Consider the following 17,243-nt stretch of genomic DNA (forward strand, 5'->3'; position numbering starts at 1 on the left):
AAAACACCAGCTGCACGATAGGCAGTCTGGTGTTTTTGCATATTAGTCAAGATATGCAAGGGTGCGAGTACCGTCGACGTGCGGGAAGATAAGCCACATCCAGCCAAAAACAATGAGTCCACTGCCCAATGTTGCCCACCACGGTGCCGGGGCGAGTAGCGGTGCGAGCATGAGCATAAGCCATACTAAAAATAGTGGAACTATTTGGGAGAACTTGGGGCGGTAATAGAGATTGCGCTGCTCGAGGAAGGCACGTATGTGAGCACGATATGGGTGCGAGAAAATGAGCAGGATACCGATGCCAATGCTTGCGAGCATAATGGCTACTTGAATTCCACGGGGAAGCGCTGTGGTTAAGCTGGCTACCCCAAGACCGAATAACACTGATGTGCTAAGTCGAACAGAAGGTGGTGTTGTAGGTGCAAGGGCATTCATAAGAAATAGTGTACTGCCTTGGGTTGGTGTGGATATAGCGGGCACCATGAAGATGCGGCAGGGAAGTGATTAGTCAATGAATAATTAGTGCTGGATGTCTATGACTAGTCTGTTGGGGTTGCTAAGTGACTGGATGGAATACGGATGTGTGCGATCTAATCCAATGAGAAATTGACTTGATCCCTCAAAAGTACCAAGGCTACGTACCTCAGTTACCACACCGGTGCTTGTTGGATCAATATCGGCGTTGAGATTAGGGTCTTTGATTCCTAACTCGAATGGGTACAAGGTGCCTGTGATATTGAGCAGTAGTGCTTGGGTGCCGTTGAACGTGATGACCTCGCCACTGGTGAGTTGAGTGGGTTCAGTGGTCAGTTGGCTTGCCCAACCAGGTGTTCCGGTTCCTTCTAGGTCGATCACAATGCGGTCAAAAGTATCATGGCTAGCTACTCGTATCCCGATAGGCACCAAAGCGCCGTGGTCGGGCTGTTGTTGTTTATCAGAGGTATCAGGGGTGCCCAGAATAGAAGTGCTATTCTCTGGGGTTCCACTGTGAAGTTGAGCTGTCTGTTGTGGGGCAGTAGTGGTGTTGGAGCGCGAAATAGTACGCGTGGAGGTCACGACAACTGTTTCTTGGGTTGCGCCTTTTTCCCCTGATGCGTGGGTGCTCGATTCTGCATTCTTTTTTTGTTCTGTAGTAGTGTCGTCGCATCCAGCCAGTCCAAGAGCACTAGCAGCAATAGCTGCGACAGCAAGACGACGAAGATAAGCAGAGTGAGTAGTCATAGTTCCACCCTAATCTTCCTTTGTGAAGAAAGGAAGACGTAGAAGAGGGCAATGTTGATATTGTTGTGAAACATTTATGCTTTCTATTATGTTCATTGCTTTGTTTGGTGGGATAAAGCCCAGTGGCACAGGCTGAGTAGATAAAAAAGAACCCCAGCGCCATCATTATTGTGTGCTGGGGCAAAGCGATTGGTTAGCGTCGCATGATTTTTTTGGAGAGCCAGTTGCCAAAAATCTGGATGAACTGAACCAAGATGATGATTGTTACGGTAGCAACGAGAGTTACCTGCCAATCGTATGCGCGATAACCATAGGTGATAGCGAAGTCACCTAGTCCACCGCCGCCGATATAACCTGCCATGGAAGACATATCGACAATCGCGATGGAAATAAAAGTGTATCCGAGGATAAGTGGGCCAAGAGCTTCAGGAATAATCACTGAGGTAATGATTTTCCAGGGACTGGCTCCCATGGCACGAGCTGCTTCAATGACTCCAGGATCAATCGAGACAAGATTTTGCTCCACGATACGTGCCACAGCAAAACTCGCTGCAATGGACATACCGAACATTGCTGCTTCACGCCCAATTTGCGTGCCGACGACAGCAATGGTCAACGGACCTATAGCTGAAATGAGAATAATAAAAGGAATTGGGCGTACCAGATTGACCAGGAAGTTAATCAACGCATAAACGATGCGATTTTCTAAAATTGCGCCTTTGCGAGTGGTATAGAGCAAAGTTCCTAGAACCAACCCAAAGATACCAGCTGCCACTAGGGTGACTGCAACCATAACCAAGGTGTCGCTGATAGCTTGCTTGTAGGTATCGCCGAGTCTGGACCAATCTGCTGCAAGAATACTGGTGTGCATTATCGAGCAATCTCCTCAATATCAGTGGTCGTGGAAAGATAGGCGTAGAAGTCGTTGATAGCTTGCTCATCGCCATTAAGTCGTACGGTGACCTTACCGAAACTATGCTTTTGCAAAGTGGTGACCCCACCGTGGACGATATTGATGGACACTCCTTTGGCGCGTGCAGAGCTCACCGCATCGAAAAAACCGGATTCTTCACTAAGCACGATGGTAAATAAGCGTCCCTGGTGTGCCAGTAGATCTTCGGATTCTAGTGCGTCAGGAGTGTTGCGCAATGATGTTGCCACAAAGCGTTGAGTAACTGCGCTGTGTGGGTGGGAAAAGATCTCATAGGTGGAACCGTATTCCACTACTTTGCCATTTTCCATAACAGCGACTTTGTCGGCAATGGTGCGTACAACATCCATCTCATGCGTAATAACGACAATGGTGATTCCAAGCTCACGATTGACTTTGCGCAGCAAATTAAGCACCTCGTGAGTGGTTTCTGGATCTAGTGCTGAGGTAGCCTCATCGGCAAGCAAGAGGTCAGGGTTGGTTGCTAGGGCGCGGGCAATACCAACACGCTGTTTTTGTCCACCAGAAAGCTGCTCTGGGTAATTCTTGCCGCGATCACCCAGACCCACAAAATCAAGCAATTGGGCAACGCGTTTTTTGCGCTCTGCTTTATCAACACCGGCCAAGATAAGTGGATACTCGATGTTGCCTGCAGCGGTGCGTGATGAGAAAAGATTGAACTGCTGGAAGATCATGCCGATATTGCGACGAATACCGCGAAGTTTTTTCTCGCTCAATCCCACAATATCTGTGCCGTCGAGTAGCAAACTGCCGCTGGTAGGGGAGTCAAGACCGTTGATCATCCTCACTAGGGTGGATTTGCCGGCACCTGAGTAACCAATGACACCGAGTATTTCCCCGGGTTCGACTGTTAAGCTCACCCCGTCTAGGGCGGTGATTGTTTTTTTGCCAGAGTTGAAAACTTTGGTGATGTTCTCAAACTCAATTTTGGTTCCAGTCACTGTGTACAGCTCTTTCTTCGTTGCCTCAATTGGTGGTTAGAAAATTAAGAGTTCTTCTTTTGCTCTTCAATTTTCTTCAAGATTTCTTCCAACTGTGCAGGTGGAAGCTGTGATGGCACAGAAGTACCGCGTGAATCTTCAGCAACGGCTTTTTGTACTTCTTCGGTGTGCCACAGCTGGGCAAGTTTAGCAAGCGTCTTGTTGTTTTTGTTTTCTGGTTTGGTTACAAAAACATTGATATATGGTTCTGCTGCAGGCGACTTAGGATCGTCGGCAAAGATGTAGCTTGTTGGGTCAATTCCTGCTCGATCGAGGAAAGAGTTATTGATCACCGCAGGAGTGCCCTCACCATATGCAGCAGTGGTTTGTGCTGGGTCGACGAGTGCCAATGAGATTTTAGAGGCTTTTTCATCAATATCGGCAGGGGTAATATCTACCAGGTCTTTCGCTTCTTCTTTGATAGTTACCAGTCCTGCGTCGTCAAGCATATGTAAGGCGCGACCTTGGTTTGTGGTGTCATTAGGAATCGCAACTGTTTTTCCTTCGATTCCGTTAAGGTCGGAGTGATCTTTCCAATAGAGAGCTAATGGTACAATTTCTGTGGCGCCAATAGGCACGAGTGATTGATTATTCTTCACATTGTATTCTGCCAGGAATTTCAGATGTTGGAACAGATTAACATCAATTTGATTCTGGGTTAGTGCAAGGTTGGGTGTGGAGTAGTCAGAGAAGTCTTTAATATCAAGAGTGATACCTGCCTCTTTGGCTTTATCCTCAAAGACGGCCCATGCTTTTTTGCTGCCGTCGGTGGTGCCAATGCGGATAGTGGTGGCGTCATCGGCGAGGGTGTCTTGTGAACCTGAGGAACACGCAGCCAAGCTACCGGTGCCAATGACAGCTGCAGTAACAGCAGCGAGCGTACGACGAAGTTTCATAATGATTCCTTTCATGTAGAGCAATGCTCCAAAAAGATAAACTCCAAGAAGTCTATTCTAAATATACAGCTTTGTCTATTTTTTGAGTGGATTCATTAATTTTTTCCCGCTAGCGTCGGGAAACTCGCTGATAACACTGCATTAAGAGAATTAAATAGCGCCAGAAAAACTTAGCTGACGCCATGCTTCATAAGTGGCGATACTCGCGGCATTAGAAAGATTCATCGATCTGCGCGACGGCAACATAGGGATACGCAATTGCTCAGTGATACGATCGTGGCATAAAGCGTAATCATCTAAACCACTTGGTTCAGTGCCGAATAATAATGCATCACCTTCCTGATAGCTTATGTCAGTATAAAACGTGTGAGCTCGGGTAGTAAAAGCAAAAACGCGCCCTGGAATATGAGAAAAACATTCATCAATAGTGTCATAGACACTGACTTGGGCAAGGTCGTGATAATCCAAACCAGCACGTCGGAGGTTCTTTTCTGCCAAATCAAAACCAGGATTCACCAAATGCAAATGCGCGCCTGATCCAGCGCACATACGAATCGCATTTCCAGTATTAGGTGGAATAACAGGGTGATGGAAAATGACATTCAAGATAGACATAGGCGAAATTCTAGGTTTGTTTTCTGCTCCTGCGCGGTTGCCATGCACAAAAATTGGGCAAGAGCTAGATTGATGGAATAATAGAACGAGTGAGTGCAATAAAACTTGATGGCAAATTATACCGCGACGAAATTTTTGCAGATCTAGCAACTCGAGTAGCTGCGCTGAAAGAAAAAGGTATCACACCCGGGTTGGCAACAGTGCTGGTCGGTGACGATCCAGCCAGCCACTCGTATGTCAAAATGAAACATCGTGACTGCGAAGAAGTAGGCATTACTTCAATCCGCAAAGACCTTCCCGGCGATATTAGCCAAGAGGCATTATTAGAAGTTATCGACGAGTTCAACGCTGATGAACAATGCACCGGCTACATCGTTCAGCTTCCTCTGCCAAAGCATATCGACGAAAACGCTGTCCTTGAGCGCATAGATCCTGCAAAGGACGCAGATGGGCTGCACCCAATCAATCTGGGAAAATTAGTGCTCAATGAGCCTGCACCCTTGCCATGCACTCCCAATGGTGCCATTCATTTGCTCAAGCGCTTTGGCGTAGAAATAGCAGGAAAACAAGTGGTGGTCATTGGACGTGGTGTGACAGTTGGCCGCCCCATCGGTCTTATGCTCACCCGAAGAAGTGAAAATGCTACTGTTACCCTGTGCCACACGGGAACTCAAGACCTTGCTGCACATACTCGTCAAGCAGACATTATTATTGCTGCGGCAGGTAAAGGGCATATGCTCACTGCCGATATGGTCAAACCAGGTGCAGCAGTGCTCGATGTTGGTGTTTCTCGGGTAGCTGGCAAACTCCTAGGCGATGTAGCCCCTGACGTATGGGACAAAGCTGGTTATGTTTCCCCAAACCCAGGTGGAGTGGGACCACTGACCAGAGCGTTTTTGGTAAAAAATGTTGTGGAGACAGCAGAGCGGCAATGAATCCCCATGACAAAGGATTGCCTCCATCAAAAATCCCGCAGCTAGCACAGTATGCCTTTGTGGTGCTTTTTGTTATTTTGGTAGTGCTCTCAGGGCTTTTTTCTTTGACTGAGCACTGGCGGCGAGCCACTTTTACACTCGGCATAGCACTCATGTGGCTTGCCGCTGTACGAGCAAGTTGTGACTCTCAAGTACTTGGTATCCTTGCAGTGCGCTCTCGACGTTTTGACATGGTTTTCAGTGCCTGCTGCGGACTACTCATTATCTTTTTCTCCCTCTCGATTGACTCCCTGGGGAGTTAGGGTCGAATATCACAGGTGGTACTCAACCCCTGCGTCTTTTTCGCCACGAGACAATTGGAAAAAGAGACGAATGATACGATCCATCTGGCGCGATTCTGTCAAAAACGCATCATGACCCACTGGGGAAGATATTTTTGACATAGCCAAGAGATTGCCTAGATTTCGGGACAAGTGCTCTTGCTGGTGATAGGGATACAAAATATCAGTATCAACACCTGCAACCATTGTGGGAACCTGGCAACTAGCAAGAGCTTTATTCAACCCTCCTCGCCCTCGACCAATATCGTGCCGATTCAAGGCCTCAGTCAAAGTAACATATGAGCCTGCGTCGAAACGCTCAGCAAGTTTTACCCCTTGGTATTCCAGATAACTTTGCACTGCAAAACGCTGCTGTGGATGTCGGAAAGCACCAAGTGGATTTTCCCCCTGCTGCGCACGTGCCCCAAAGCGCTCATCAATCTCAAGCTCGCCGCGATAGGTCAGATGTGCTAAACGACGTGCAGCAGCAAGTCCTTCCAGAGGAGGAGAATCAGCATAGTAGTCTCCATTATTCCAAAGCGGATCACGCTCAATTGCTGATATTTGTGCAGTCTGGATACCAATTTGCCAACCACTTGCTCGTGCAGAAATCGCAATAACAAGCGCAGCACCTATCATGTCTGGGTAAGTGAGCGCCCATTCTAATGTGCGTGCTCCACCCATAGAGCCACCAATAACACTGTGAATAGTGTCTATCCCTAAGGCGTCAAGAAAAATTTTTTCGGCTTTGACCTGATCGCGAATGGAAATCGCCGGAAAACGAGAGCCCCACGCTTGGCCATCAGGATGGCAACTACTAGGACCGGTGGAACCATAACAGCTGCCCAGGGCATTGGTGCAAAGTACACAGTATTTATCTGTATCGAGTGCGCGCCCAGGGCCGATCAAATCACTCCACCAGCTAGAGACATCAGAGTCGCTCGTTAAAGAGTGCTCGACAAGGATGAGATTATCAGAGTTGAACGAGCCCCAGCAGCGGTATGCAATAACCACATCATCAATGACGCTACCAGCTTCCGTCGTGACTGAGCCGATATTGAGCTGTTCTAATTTTCCAGTGCCAAACACAAGACCCTCCTGATAATAAAAGTGCAGCACTCGTGAATGTGTGGCCGAGATATTCACACTTTCACGTCTTTGGCTCAAGGCTAGCAGGGCAGTTAACGGACAGGGACACTGAGGGAATAGTGAATGAAATAAAATATGAGGTGGTTGTCACAAACCACCTCACATTCCTTGATTAGCAATTATTTTTTGAGCGAATCAATAATCTCGTTGAAAGCCTGAGCAGGGCGCATAATCGCAGTTGTCTTGGCATCATCTGGTTGATAGTAGCCGCCAAGATCGGCAGGGCTGCCTTGTACAGCGAGAAGCTCAGCAGTGATCGATTCCTCATTGTCGGCAAGTGCTGTTGCCACCGGTGCGAAAATCTCAGCAAGGTGAGCATCCTCAGTTTGCTGCGCAAGCTCAGTTGCCCAGAACTTGGTGAGATAGAAGTGAGAACCACGGTTGTCGATCTCACCGACCTTGCGTGATGGTGACTTACCTTCGTTGAGCAGAGATTCAGTTGCTTTGTCCAGCGCGTCGGCAAGCACACTAGCTTGAGCAGTTCCGCCATTGTTGCTGATGTGGCGTAGCGACTCAGCAAGGGCAAGGAACTCGCCAAGAGAATCCCAGCGCAAGTGATTTTCTTCTTGAACCTGCTGGACGTGCTTTGGCGCAGAACCACCAGCACCAGTCTCAAATAGACCGCCGCCTGCCATGAGTGGCACAACAGACAACATCTTTGCAGAAGTACCAAGCTCAAGGATAGGGAATAGGTCAGTGTTATAGTCACGCAGAACATTGCCTGTGACAGAAATAGTATCTTCACCGCGTCGAATGCGGTCAATGGATACCTTTGTTGCCTCTACTGGTGACAAAATTTCAATATCAAGACCATCAGTGTCGTGATCAGCAAGGTACTTTTCGACAAGAGAGATGAGGTTGCGGTCATGCCCACGCTGTGGATCTAGCCAGAAAATTGCTTTCATACCAGAAAGACGAGCACGAGTAACAGCAAGTTTCACCCAATCCTGAATAGGAGCATCCTTAGTCTGGCACGCACGCCAGATATCGCCAGCCTCAACGTCATGGGAGATAAGGACATCACCTGCAGAGTTCACTACCTGTACCGTACCTGCAGCAGGGATCTTGAAGGTCTTATCGTGGGAACCATATTCCTCTGCTTTTTGTGCCATAAGACCAACATTAGGAACGGTACCCATTGTGGCAGGATCGAAAGCGCCGTTGGCTTTGCAGTCGTCAATAACGGTCTGATAGATGCCCGCATACGAAGAATCAGGGATAACGGCGAGAGTATCTTGCTCTTCGCCTTGTGCATTCCACATATGACCAGAAGTACGGATCATAGCTGGCATAGACGCATCGACAATCACATCAGATGGGACGTGAAGATTAGTGATTCCCTTATCAGAGTTCACCATAGCCAGAGCTGGCCCCTCGGCAAGTGCTTTCTCAAATGCTGCCTTGATTTCTGCACCATTTTCTAGTTTGTCGAGTTCAGAGAAAATAGCAGCCAAACCATTTTCGCCATTAAGACCAGCTTCTTCAAGCTGAGAACCATAAGCAGCATAGACATCTGCGAAGTAAGCGCGCAGAACATGACCGAAAATAATTGGGTCAGATACCTTCATCATGGTTGCTTTGAGGTGAGTAGAAAAGAGCACTCCCTCGTCTTTGGCACGCTTGACCTGTTCTGCTAGGAAAGCATCCAATGCCTTAGCAGACATGAACGTGCCGTCGATAACTTCACCAGCGAGAACTTTGAGACTTTCTTTAAGAACCTGCTCACCCTGCTCAGTGACAAGTTTGATGCTGAGGGTGTCGTCCTGCTCAATGATGACTGATTTCTCGTTATGGCGGAAATCATGCGCATCCATAGTGGCAACATTAGTTTTAGAGTCAGCATTCCACGCACCCATACGGTGTGGGTTCTTCTTTGCGAAGTTCTTAACTGCAATAGGCGCACGGCGATCGGAATTTCCCTCACGCAACACTGGATTTACTGCAGAACCCTTGACAGAGTCATAGCGGGCACGGATATCTTTTTCTTCATCTGTGCTCGGAGTATCTGGATAGTCAGGTAATTGATAGCCCTGCTGCTGTAGTTCAGCGATAGCTGCTTTAAGCTGTGGCACTGAAGCAGAGATATTAGGGAGCTTGATGATATTTGCTTCAGGAGTCTTTGCTAGTTCACCAAGTTCAGCAAGAGCATCATCAACTTTTTGCTCCTCGCTAAGATAATCAGGGAACTGAGACAAAATACGACCTGCTAAGGAAATATCTCGCGTTTCGACGTCGATGTCAGCAGTTGCCGCAAAAGCCTCAACAATTGGCTTGAAAGAATAGGTTGCTAATAATGGTGCTTCGTCGGTACGCGTATAGATAATTTTTGCCATACTTCTCCTTAGAGATAATCCTTATGCACTTAAGCTAAGGCTGTGACTTTGTACTTTTGTACTAATTGCACCTTCTAGAATACCGCTCAAAAGCACTTAGCGTGAGCCCATACATAAAATTAGGGGAAGGCGCAGGACATAATCCCTGATAGAGTAACTGTGCGCTAGGTCATTGCTGAGAATAAATTTGATTGTGAGCAAGAAAAACGCCTCTAGTTAGCGAACTTGCGTTTTGCGTACTAACCTAGCCAAACGTGCCAAGAATGAACAGACGGGCGTTACCGACCCAAACAGAGATAACACCGCGACGCCGATACATCACCATGATTGCTCTAGCCCTAGGCGGATTTGGTATCGGGGTAACCGAATTCGTATCCATGGGATTGCTCGATCAGATTGCGCATGATTTTGCTATTTCTGAGGAAAAAGCGGGTCATATTATTACCGCTTACGCTATGGGAGTAGTTATTGGCGCCCCACTTATTGCAGCAGTAACAGGCAAGATTCCGCGTCGTCGTCTGCTCATCATCCTCATGATTGCTTTTACTTTTGGTAATGCGCTATCTGTGTTTGCCAATAATTATGGAGTGTTGCTCGTTGCACGTTTTATTGCCGGCATACCCCACGGCGCTTATTTTTCTGTTTCTGGTCTGGTTGCTGCGTCGATGGCTCCTCAGGGGGGACGCGGTAAAGCAATCGCTTTCGTCGGAATGGGCTTACCACTTGCCACAGTTATCGGTGTCCCGGCAGCTCAAGCACTCGGGTATGCCTTCGGCTGGCATATGGCATATATCTGTGTCGCTTTGATTGGCATTGCCACACTTATCGCTCTGTGGTTCCTCATGCCGCATATGACACAAATGCCACCGACCTCACCTATGACCGAATTAAGCGCATTAACAAAAATACAAGTGTGGCTTTCACTAGCGACGGGGGCAGTTGGTTTTGGCGGAATGTTTGCGGTTTACACCTACATTTCCTGGACTATGACCCAACGTGCAGCTTTGGATCCAGAGCTGATGTGGCTTGTACTTATGGTCTATGGCGTAGGAATGGTTATTGGCAATCTCATCGGAGGCAGGCTGTCTGATTGGAATATGGAGTTGGGTATTCTTAGTGCTCTCATTGCAATTGTGGTCACGCTTATCCTGTTCTTCTTTAGTTCAGCACACCCAGTGTGGGGCACCATTAACTTTGGGCTTATCGGCTTATCGGGTTCTACCTTGGTACCCGGGCTGCAAATCCGATTGATGGATGTCGCAGGTAAAGCTCAAACACTTGCAGCAGCACTGAATCACTCTGCGCTCAATATCGCCAATGCCTCGGGTGCGGCAATGGGAGGTGCGGTTATTGCAGCTGGTTTTGGTTATGCAGCACCAGCATTGGCAGGTGCTACTCTCGGTGCGTGTGCCATCGTGGTTTGGTTTTTTGCTTATCGACTTCGAGCTGGCGCCAACAACTAAGACAGTGGATTTAGTAGGCTTGCCTGTATGCAAATTACCACGGTCAATGTCAATGGTATTCGCGCTGCGGTGAAACAGCGCAGCGCAGAAAATCAAGGTTTCCTCGCATGGCTTGAGCAGTCAGGCTCCGATATTGTTCTCTTACAAGAAGTCCGCGCTAGTGATAAAGACACAGATGCTGCACTGGCACCAGCATATGATGATGGTTGGTATTATGTCGGCGCTCCTTCTAGTGCTAAAGGGCGCGCTGGCGTAGGGATTTTATCGCGTACCAAGCTCAGCGACGTACAGATCGGGCTGGAGGGTTTTGAGGAATCTGGACGTTTTATTAGCGCTTGTTATGACGACAATGGCACAGATGTGACAGTTGCCTCGCTATATTTGCCTTCAGGCTCAGCAAATACTGCAAAGCAAGATGAAAAATATGAGTTTCTCGATGTGTTTGCCGATTATCTGGCCGAAAAAGGAAGCGCTGGGCAAGATAAGCAGATGGTTATTGGTGGCGATTGGAATATCTGCCATCGGGAACAAGATCTCAAAAACTTTAAGGGCAATTACGATAAATCAGGTTTCTTAGCAGATGAACGCGCATTTATGGATCACATTTTTGGTGCATTTCCTGATGAGCAGCCGCAGGATAAAGATGCTGGTTCGTGGGCTGGGGCAGTGGAATATAGTTCAGATGTGCGTCGTGAAGCGGCAACTGATCCCATGTGGTTTGATGTGGCACGTCGGCTAGCTCCCGAAGGTGCGCCTTATACTTGGTGGTCATATCGAGGTCAAGCATTTGATAACGATGCGGGGTGGCGGATTGATTATCAAGCTGTCACGGAGAGTTTATTACAGCGTGCGCAGACAGCATGGGTAGATAAGGCAGAACGTTATGACCTACGCTGGAGTGATCACTCACCATTGACTGTGGTTTATCGGGACTTATGAGCTGATAAGTAGTGATCATGGACACTACGTAGTACAATGCCAATCAGCTTTACACATAAAAATTCTAATTAAGCCTAATAGAAAAATGAGGTTAATTATATGCGCATCAAAGGCATTATTTTATTGATTCTTGGTGTAGTTTTATTCGGACTTTCACTTCTTATGCTCGGCGGACATGATGTTCGAGCACTGCACGGAGCATTATTGATGGGCGCTGGTGGAGCAAGTTTAGTAGCATCACTGGTTTACTTGCTTGACGAAAAACCACGTATGCAATAACTGCGAGTTCATCACTCAGCATTCTTTAACCATTGAAGCGTTGTTGGATCATAAAGAACCAACAACGCTTTTGCACATATTTCATGCTTATTGTGTTCTTGTCTTTTTAGACAGCTACACTGGATAGTTATGACACATGACTCTACGCATAGCACTGAGCAATCAGAACAAACCGTACAAGAGAACACAGCTGTAGCGCCTAAAACAGCGCAGCGCCAACGTGTTTTATCCGGTATTCAACCAACTGGTGATTCCTATCATCTAGGAAACTACCTTGGTGCTCTCAAGCAGTGGATTGATCTGCAGCATTCGTATGATGCGTTTTATTTTATTCCAGATCTCCATGCCATCACCGTAGAACAAGAACCAAAATTGCTTCGTGCACGTACGCTTGGTAGTGCCGCACAGCTTCTTGCACTGGGCATTGATCCAGAAAAATCCATTCTTTTTGTGCAATCTCATGTACCAGAGCACGCAGAATTAAATTGGGTGCTTACGTGTTTGACTGGTTTTGGCGAGGCAAGCCGGATGACACAATTTAAGGACAAATCACAAAAACAAGGTGCTGAGCGTACCTCAGCTGGTTTGTTTATGTATCCCATGCTTATGGCAGCAGATATTTTGCTCTACCGACCACAATTTGTTCCAGTTGGTGAAGATCAGCGCCAACATTTAGAGCTCACCAAAACACTTGCACAGCGTTTTAACAGCAAATATAAGAAAACATTTGTTGTTCCTGAGGGGCTTATGCCAGGTGTCGCTGCCAAGATTTATGATCTGCAAGAGCCAACCGCAAAAATGTCAAAATCAGGCGCAAATCCTAAAGGTCTTATTAACCTGCTTGATGATCCTAAAGTATCCGCAAAGCGCATTAAATCTGCGGTCACAGATAACGAGGGTGCTATTTACTACGACAAAGAAAAAAAGCCAGGCGTATCTAATTTGTTGGTTATTCAAGCAGCATTGACCTCACGAACCGTGGCAGAACTAGAAGCTGAGTATCAAGGAAAAGGTTATGGCGTATTAAAAACTGATACTGCCGACGCGCTTGAGGCATTTGTGGAGCCGATTAAACAGCGCTATGACCTTTACATGGGCGATCGTGCTGAACTAGAGGCAACGTTGGCGCGAGGTGCACAGCGTGCCCGTGAGGTTGCTGCTCGTACCCTTGCTGACGTTTATGACCGAGTAGGGTTTCTTGCCCCGCGTTCTAGTTGTTGAAAACCACATAAAGGTTGCCAGGTGCAGGGGATAACCGATAAAGTTTTAACGGTTCTGCTTTTGACTATTTTTCATGTTGTCCCATGTGCTTGTCATGTGCTGGGGTAATAAGAACTAGAGATATACGCAATCCATAGAAAAGCTATTGAAGGAATCTTACTCGTGGCAACATCAACCACCGCCAAAGAAAACATAAAAGACGAGTATGGTATCGAGCGTGCAAATGCCGATGAACCAACTCTCCTGGATAAGTACCGTCAAAAGTGGTCTTGGTTTGATCATGTGTTCTTAATGAATGAACGCTATGGACAACAAGGCGGCAATCAATATGCAGCCGGTATTACTTATTTCTCCGTGCTCTCTATGTTTCCACTGCTCATGCTCGCCTTTGCTGTATTGGCTACTGTGCTTGCGCGACGACCAGATCTGATGAGCCAAGTACAAGATTCCATCGCACAGTCAGTAGAAGGCTCTATGGCTGATACTCTCAACACCATCATTGAAACTGCAGTGCAACAGCGTGGTGCGATGTTTGGTATCGGTGGTTTAACTGCATTATGGTCAGGACTGGGCTGGATGAATAACCTCCGCTATGGAGTGTCGAAGATGTGGAAGTATCCAGTTGTGGGTGGAAACTTTGTGCTGGTAAAGCTCAAAGATCTCGTGGCGCTCATTGGACTGTTAGTCGCTTTGGCTATTGCGTTAGGCGTGACTGCTATTGGTAGTTCTGGGCTGAGTATGACAGTCTTGGAAAAAATTGGGCTTGACGACGTACCGGGTGCGTCTGTCATCACATTCTTCATCGCATTGGTTGTTGGTCTTATTGCCAATTTCTTTGTATTCTTCTGGATGATCAAAACATTGCCTCGTGGTGAAGTTCCTAATTCAGCGGCAATTCGTGCATCGATTATCGGTGCAGTGGCCTTCGAGGTTTTTAAGCAGTTGGGATCAATGTTTTTCTCTAATGCGCTCAGCAATCCTGCAGGGGCTACCTTTGGTCCTATTATCGGTATCATGGTGCTTTTCTACTTCATTTGGCGCATTGTGCTTTATTGCTCTGCGTGGGCAGCAACAACCCCTGAGGCGTTTGCTGTGGCACATCTGGATGCACCAGCACCGGCAGTGATTCGAGTTCGTGAGGAAGTAAAAAATTCTTCTTCTCGTTCTTCTCGCTTCGGGCTAGGACTAGCCGGTGCCGCACTTGTAGCAGCACTGATTTCTATATTCAAGTAAACAAGTTCGTCGGGAAGTCTGTGCATTAATGCGTTCTGCGAGCACGCATACGTGCTCGTTTCATCGCTCTTAACCGTGCAGCTACTCCGAGGACGATCACTCCCACCACTGCGATACCAATGAGTATTGGAGTGGTGTTATTTTTATGATCGTCGGTGTTGTCATGATTTGCGATAGCTGCATTTGTGGCTTCGTCTGAGTCGGCAGTGGGCATTTCCTCAGCGTCAGAGGAGGCAGAATCACCAGAATCATCAGAATCGTCGGTATCGCTGGAAGCATCTGAAAACTCTACGGTTCCCACTGTTTTCTTTGTTGCATATGCTTCATCGATGAGTCGTTGGGCTTGCTGCCAGGGGCGTCCAGTATCAATGGTGGTATCCAAAATAACGGCAACGATACGCGTACCATCAAAATCTTTTCCACCGACAAAGGTATGGTGGGCGTCGTCAGTGTAGCCTGTTTTTCCACCAAATCCCTGCTCATCATTCATAAACAGTCCGTTGTCATTCCACACCTGGTAGGTTTCTGCTTGCGTAGGTCCAGGAAAGTCAATAAACTCAGTGGCCAGTATTGTGGCAAAGGTGGGGTTTTGCCACGCGTATTCGTAGAACAAAGCTAGGTCATAGGCGGAGGTCATCATGCCTGGTGCGTCTAGTCCTGAATAACTTGCTGCACGTGTATCTTTGGCACCAAGTTTTTGGGCTAAGGCATTGATTTTTGTAAGTGTTGCTTTGTCGCCGCCTAGTTGTTGCGCGAGTGCATGGGCTGCGTCATTTCCCGAGTTAAGTAAAAGACCATAGAGTAATTGCTTGTTGGTGTATCGTATTCCTTCTTTAAGACCCACAGCGGATCCTTCTTGATTTTCATCTTCTTGGGTAGCCACGTATGTGTCGTCAAGAGGTAATTCCTCAAGAGCAACGGTGGCTAGGAGCACTTTAATGACGCTAGCGGGACGATACCTACCGTGTGGATCTTTAGTGGCGTACACGTCGCCGGTATCTAGGTTATAGACCAGCCATGCGCTTGCGGTGTTTTCGGGAACACGGAAGTTTTTGGGGGCAGTAATGCCACAGGAACCAAATTGGTTTTCTACTGTGGGTAAAGCCTCGGGTTCTTTTTGGCCAGGAGCTAAGGCTTCAGAGGTAGTTTCCGCCTCTGGTGGATAAGTGGCGTTTGGGCAAGAGTTGGTATCTGGTGCACTATCGCGTGGCGCTGGATCGGCCAGTGCAAATCCTGAATGAGCACAGATAATAATGCTGGTAGCTACGACGGCGCGGCAGATACGTTTCATGGTTGTTATCGTGCAATGACATCAGGTATGAAGTATGGATGACACTCCCATATTCTAACTAGAACTTAAACCATTACCCCTGAATTGATAATGGTCGTAGTGGGGGGGAGGGCTAAGAAAACCTACAGTGCATAACTCTTTGCGAAGAAGAACTATGCACTGTACTTGGAAGGACTTGGAGGGCGAAATGTTAGATCTTGCTGAGGCGTTTGATGAACATTTCTTCGAGTTCTTTCCAGGCTTGGGAATGTTCATCGAAAGGTGGGGTAGGAGTGTATCCAGCGGTTTGAGAATCGCCTAAGAGATAGGAGATGTAGTCCTGCATACGTGGATTGGCGAGGAAGAATGAGTTGAGAGAGTCGTCTGCTGCCCAGTCGGCGGCGTCGGCAAGCAACTCATAAGCACGAGCCATCTGTTGAGTATCCACGGCATGAGTTCCCGTAGCAATATCACGGGCAATGCCATTAAAGGAATAGACATTGTCCTCATGAACTGTCATTGTCAGATCACCTGAATGAGCTAAGGTCATAATATCTTCCCAGGTGCTCATCGCTGCAAGGTCGTGGTCATCGTGTTCTACTAGCCAACGAACGAGTGCTTTGGCGGACGGGAAACTGAAAATTTCCCCATATTTGCCAAGGAAAACAGGCTGCTTATTGAGATAAGTGCGTAGCGTATATATGCTGCGACCATTGATAGACACCTTGATAGGATCAATGCCTGACTGTGCCCACACAGTAGAGTCATAAGGGTCAGCGTTGGCTTTGTTCTCTTTATCTTGCTGCTCTTGTTCATGACGCTTTTGTGTTTCTAATTCTTGAGCCTGCTCAATACGGCTTAGCGCTGCTTGGGTATCACCGGAAACCTCTGGGGTGCTCACGAGCTTATCGAGAGCGTCAATGATGCCATCCCATTTCTCTAGGACAATCCTGCCAACTGTAGTCCAATCACGTTGTGCACCCGCAACACCGCGCTTATCGACGTTAGCCAAAATAGAATAAGAGGAAAAGACTGAGAGAACCTCTGGAGTGTCTGTTGTCTCAGCAAGACTGCGTGCGAGATGAAAATTGCGTGCCACTGTGCTTGCACGAGCGCTATCGGGTGCTTCGCACAAGAGAGCAGGGGTACCGATGAGATCAAAATAATCTTCTTCGCTAGGAACGACGCGTTGCTCACCACTATTGTGGAATGCACTCCAACGTGGATGTGAAGTGAGATCATGTTCTGCATCTGATTCCAGGAAAAGCAGGAGTTCTTCTGGGCTGGTGAAACCATAGAGATCATCTTTCCATCCCAGGAATGCTTCCCATTCTTCACCACGTTCACGCCAACGTGGTGCCCATAGGGTGTAAAAGTCACCTTCGGTGAGAGAGATTTTGATAGGAACAATGTCTTTTTTCGCCATGAACATAAATG

Annotated in this window: 17 protein-coding genes; 7 read left to right on the forward strand and 10 right to left on the reverse strand. The window is 47.5% G+C overall.

The window, feature by feature from the left end; translation table 11 throughout:
* Nucleotides 1-42 precede the first annotated feature (42 nt).
* The 6 genes from EML15_RS05895 to EML15_RS05920 all read right to left on the reverse strand — a co-directional run bounded on the left by EML15_RS05895 (nt 43) and on the right by EML15_RS05920 (nt 4,664).
* A complete protein-coding gene (locus EML15_RS05895; RefSeq protein WP_144273915.1) occupies nt 43-435 on the reverse strand; it encodes a hypothetical protein in 393 nt (130 codons plus the stop codon).
* An 84-nt stretch (nt 436-519) separates the two neighbouring features.
* The gene (locus EML15_RS05900; protein WP_144273916.1) at nt 520-1,221 is read right to left on the reverse strand and encodes a hypothetical protein; all 702 of its coding nucleotides are present in this window, start codon (nt 1,219-1,221) and stop codon (nt 520-522) included.
* Between the two features lie 193 nt (nt 1,222-1,414).
* Nucleotides 1,415-2,092, reverse strand: a complete 678-nt coding sequence (locus tag EML15_RS05905) for a methionine ABC transporter permease (RefSeq protein WP_144273917.1) — start codon at nt 2,090-2,092, stop codon at nt 1,415-1,417.
* Nucleotides 2,092-3,114 carry a methionine ABC transporter ATP-binding protein gene (locus EML15_RS05910; protein WP_144273918.1) on the reverse strand — a complete coding sequence of 341 codons (1,023 nt, stop codon included), beginning with the start codon at nt 3,112-3,114 and terminating at the stop codon, nt 2,092-2,094. Before EML15_RS05910 ends, EML15_RS05905 begins: the two co-directional genes overlap by 1 nt.
* A gap of 44 nt (nt 3,115-3,158) precedes the next feature.
* On the reverse strand, nt 3,159-4,049 hold the full coding sequence (locus EML15_RS05915; protein ID WP_144273919.1) for a MetQ/NlpA family ABC transporter substrate-binding protein: 891 nt from the start codon (nt 4,047-4,049) through the stop codon (nt 3,159-3,161).
* Between the two features lie 150 nt (nt 4,050-4,199).
* Nucleotides 4,200-4,664 carry a tRNA (cytidine(34)-2'-O)-methyltransferase gene (locus EML15_RS05920; protein WP_144273920.1) on the reverse strand — a complete coding sequence of 155 codons (465 nt, stop codon included), beginning with the start codon at nt 4,662-4,664 and terminating at the stop codon, nt 4,200-4,202.
* Nucleotides 4,665-4,753: 89 nt separating this feature from the next.
* On the opposite strand from EML15_RS05920, the gene EML15_RS05925 reads away from it, so the two are divergent.
* Nucleotides 4,754-5,599, forward strand: a complete 846-nt coding sequence (locus tag EML15_RS05925) for a bifunctional methylenetetrahydrofolate dehydrogenase/methenyltetrahydrofolate cyclohydrolase (RefSeq protein WP_144273921.1) — start codon at nt 4,754-4,756, stop codon at nt 5,597-5,599.
* Nucleotides 5,596-5,901, forward strand: a complete 306-nt coding sequence (locus EML15_RS05930) for a DUF3017 domain-containing protein (protein WP_144273922.1) — start codon at nt 5,596-5,598, stop codon at nt 5,899-5,901. The genes EML15_RS05925 and EML15_RS05930 overlap by 4 nt, the downstream gene beginning before the upstream one ends.
* Nucleotides 5,902-5,910: 9 nt before the next feature.
* On the opposite strand, the gene EML15_RS05935 is transcribed toward EML15_RS05930, so the two are convergent.
* Nucleotides 5,911-7,008, reverse strand: coding sequence for a homoserine O-acetyltransferase (locus EML15_RS05935; protein ID WP_185967200.1), 1,098 nt, complete (start codon nt 7,006-7,008; stop codon nt 5,911-5,913).
* 179 nt (nt 7,009-7,187) lie between these two features.
* Nucleotides 7,188-9,401 carry an NADP-dependent isocitrate dehydrogenase gene (locus EML15_RS05940; RefSeq protein ID WP_144273923.1) on the reverse strand — a complete coding sequence of 738 codons (2,214 nt, stop codon included), beginning with the start codon at nt 9,399-9,401 and terminating at the stop codon, nt 7,188-7,190.
* 254 nt (nt 9,402-9,655) lie between these two features.
* Here EML15_RS05940 and EML15_RS05945 point away from each other — a divergent pair, with 254 nt between their 5' ends.
* The 5 genes from EML15_RS05945 (at nt 9,656) to yhjD (ending at nt 14,536) form a co-directional block, all read left to right on the forward strand.
* Nucleotides 9,656-10,864, forward strand: coding sequence for an MFS transporter (locus tag EML15_RS05945; protein WP_144273924.1), 1,209 nt, complete (start codon nt 9,656-9,658; stop codon nt 10,862-10,864).
* A 27-nt stretch (nt 10,865-10,891) separates the two neighbouring features.
* Complete coding sequence (locus tag EML15_RS05950) at nt 10,892-11,803, forward strand: exodeoxyribonuclease III (protein WP_144273925.1); 912 nt, start codon at nt 10,892-10,894, stop codon at nt 11,801-11,803.
* 99 nt (nt 11,804-11,902) lie between these two features.
* Nucleotides 11,903-12,082 carry a hypothetical protein gene (locus EML15_RS05955; protein WP_144273926.1) on the forward strand — a complete coding sequence of 60 codons (180 nt, stop codon included), beginning with the start codon at nt 11,903-11,905 and terminating at the stop codon, nt 12,080-12,082.
* A 129-nt stretch (nt 12,083-12,211) separates the two neighbouring features.
* On the forward strand, nt 12,212-13,303 hold the full coding sequence (gene trpS, locus EML15_RS05960; RefSeq protein WP_144273927.1) for a tryptophan--tRNA ligase: 1,092 nt from the start codon (nt 12,212-12,214) through the stop codon (nt 13,301-13,303).
* A gap of 153 nt (nt 13,304-13,456) precedes the next feature.
* Nucleotides 13,457-14,536 carry an inner membrane protein YhjD gene (gene yhjD, locus EML15_RS05965; RefSeq protein WP_185967201.1) on the forward strand — a complete coding sequence of 360 codons (1,080 nt, stop codon included), beginning with the start codon at nt 13,457-13,459 and terminating at the stop codon, nt 14,534-14,536.
* A 25-nt stretch (nt 14,537-14,561) separates the two neighbouring features.
* Here yhjD and EML15_RS05970 read toward each other — a convergent pair whose 3' ends face one another.
* Together EML15_RS05970 and EML15_RS05975 are read right to left on the reverse strand one after the other, a co-directional pair.
* On the reverse strand, nt 14,562-15,827 hold the full coding sequence (locus EML15_RS05970; protein WP_144273929.1) for a serine hydrolase: 1,266 nt from the start codon (nt 15,825-15,827) through the stop codon (nt 14,562-14,564).
* A 190-nt stretch (nt 15,828-16,017) separates the two neighbouring features.
* Entirely contained in the window at nt 16,018-17,232 is a 1,215-nt protein-coding gene (locus EML15_RS05975) for a hypothetical protein (RefSeq protein ID WP_144273930.1), read from the reverse strand.
* Nucleotides 17,233-17,243: the final 11 nt, after the last annotated feature.

It is taken from the genome of Corynebacterium sp. sy017 (assembly GCF_017918135.1).
In the GTDB taxonomy this organism is placed as follows: Bacteria; Actinomycetota; Actinomycetes; order Mycobacteriales; family Mycobacteriaceae; genus Corynebacterium.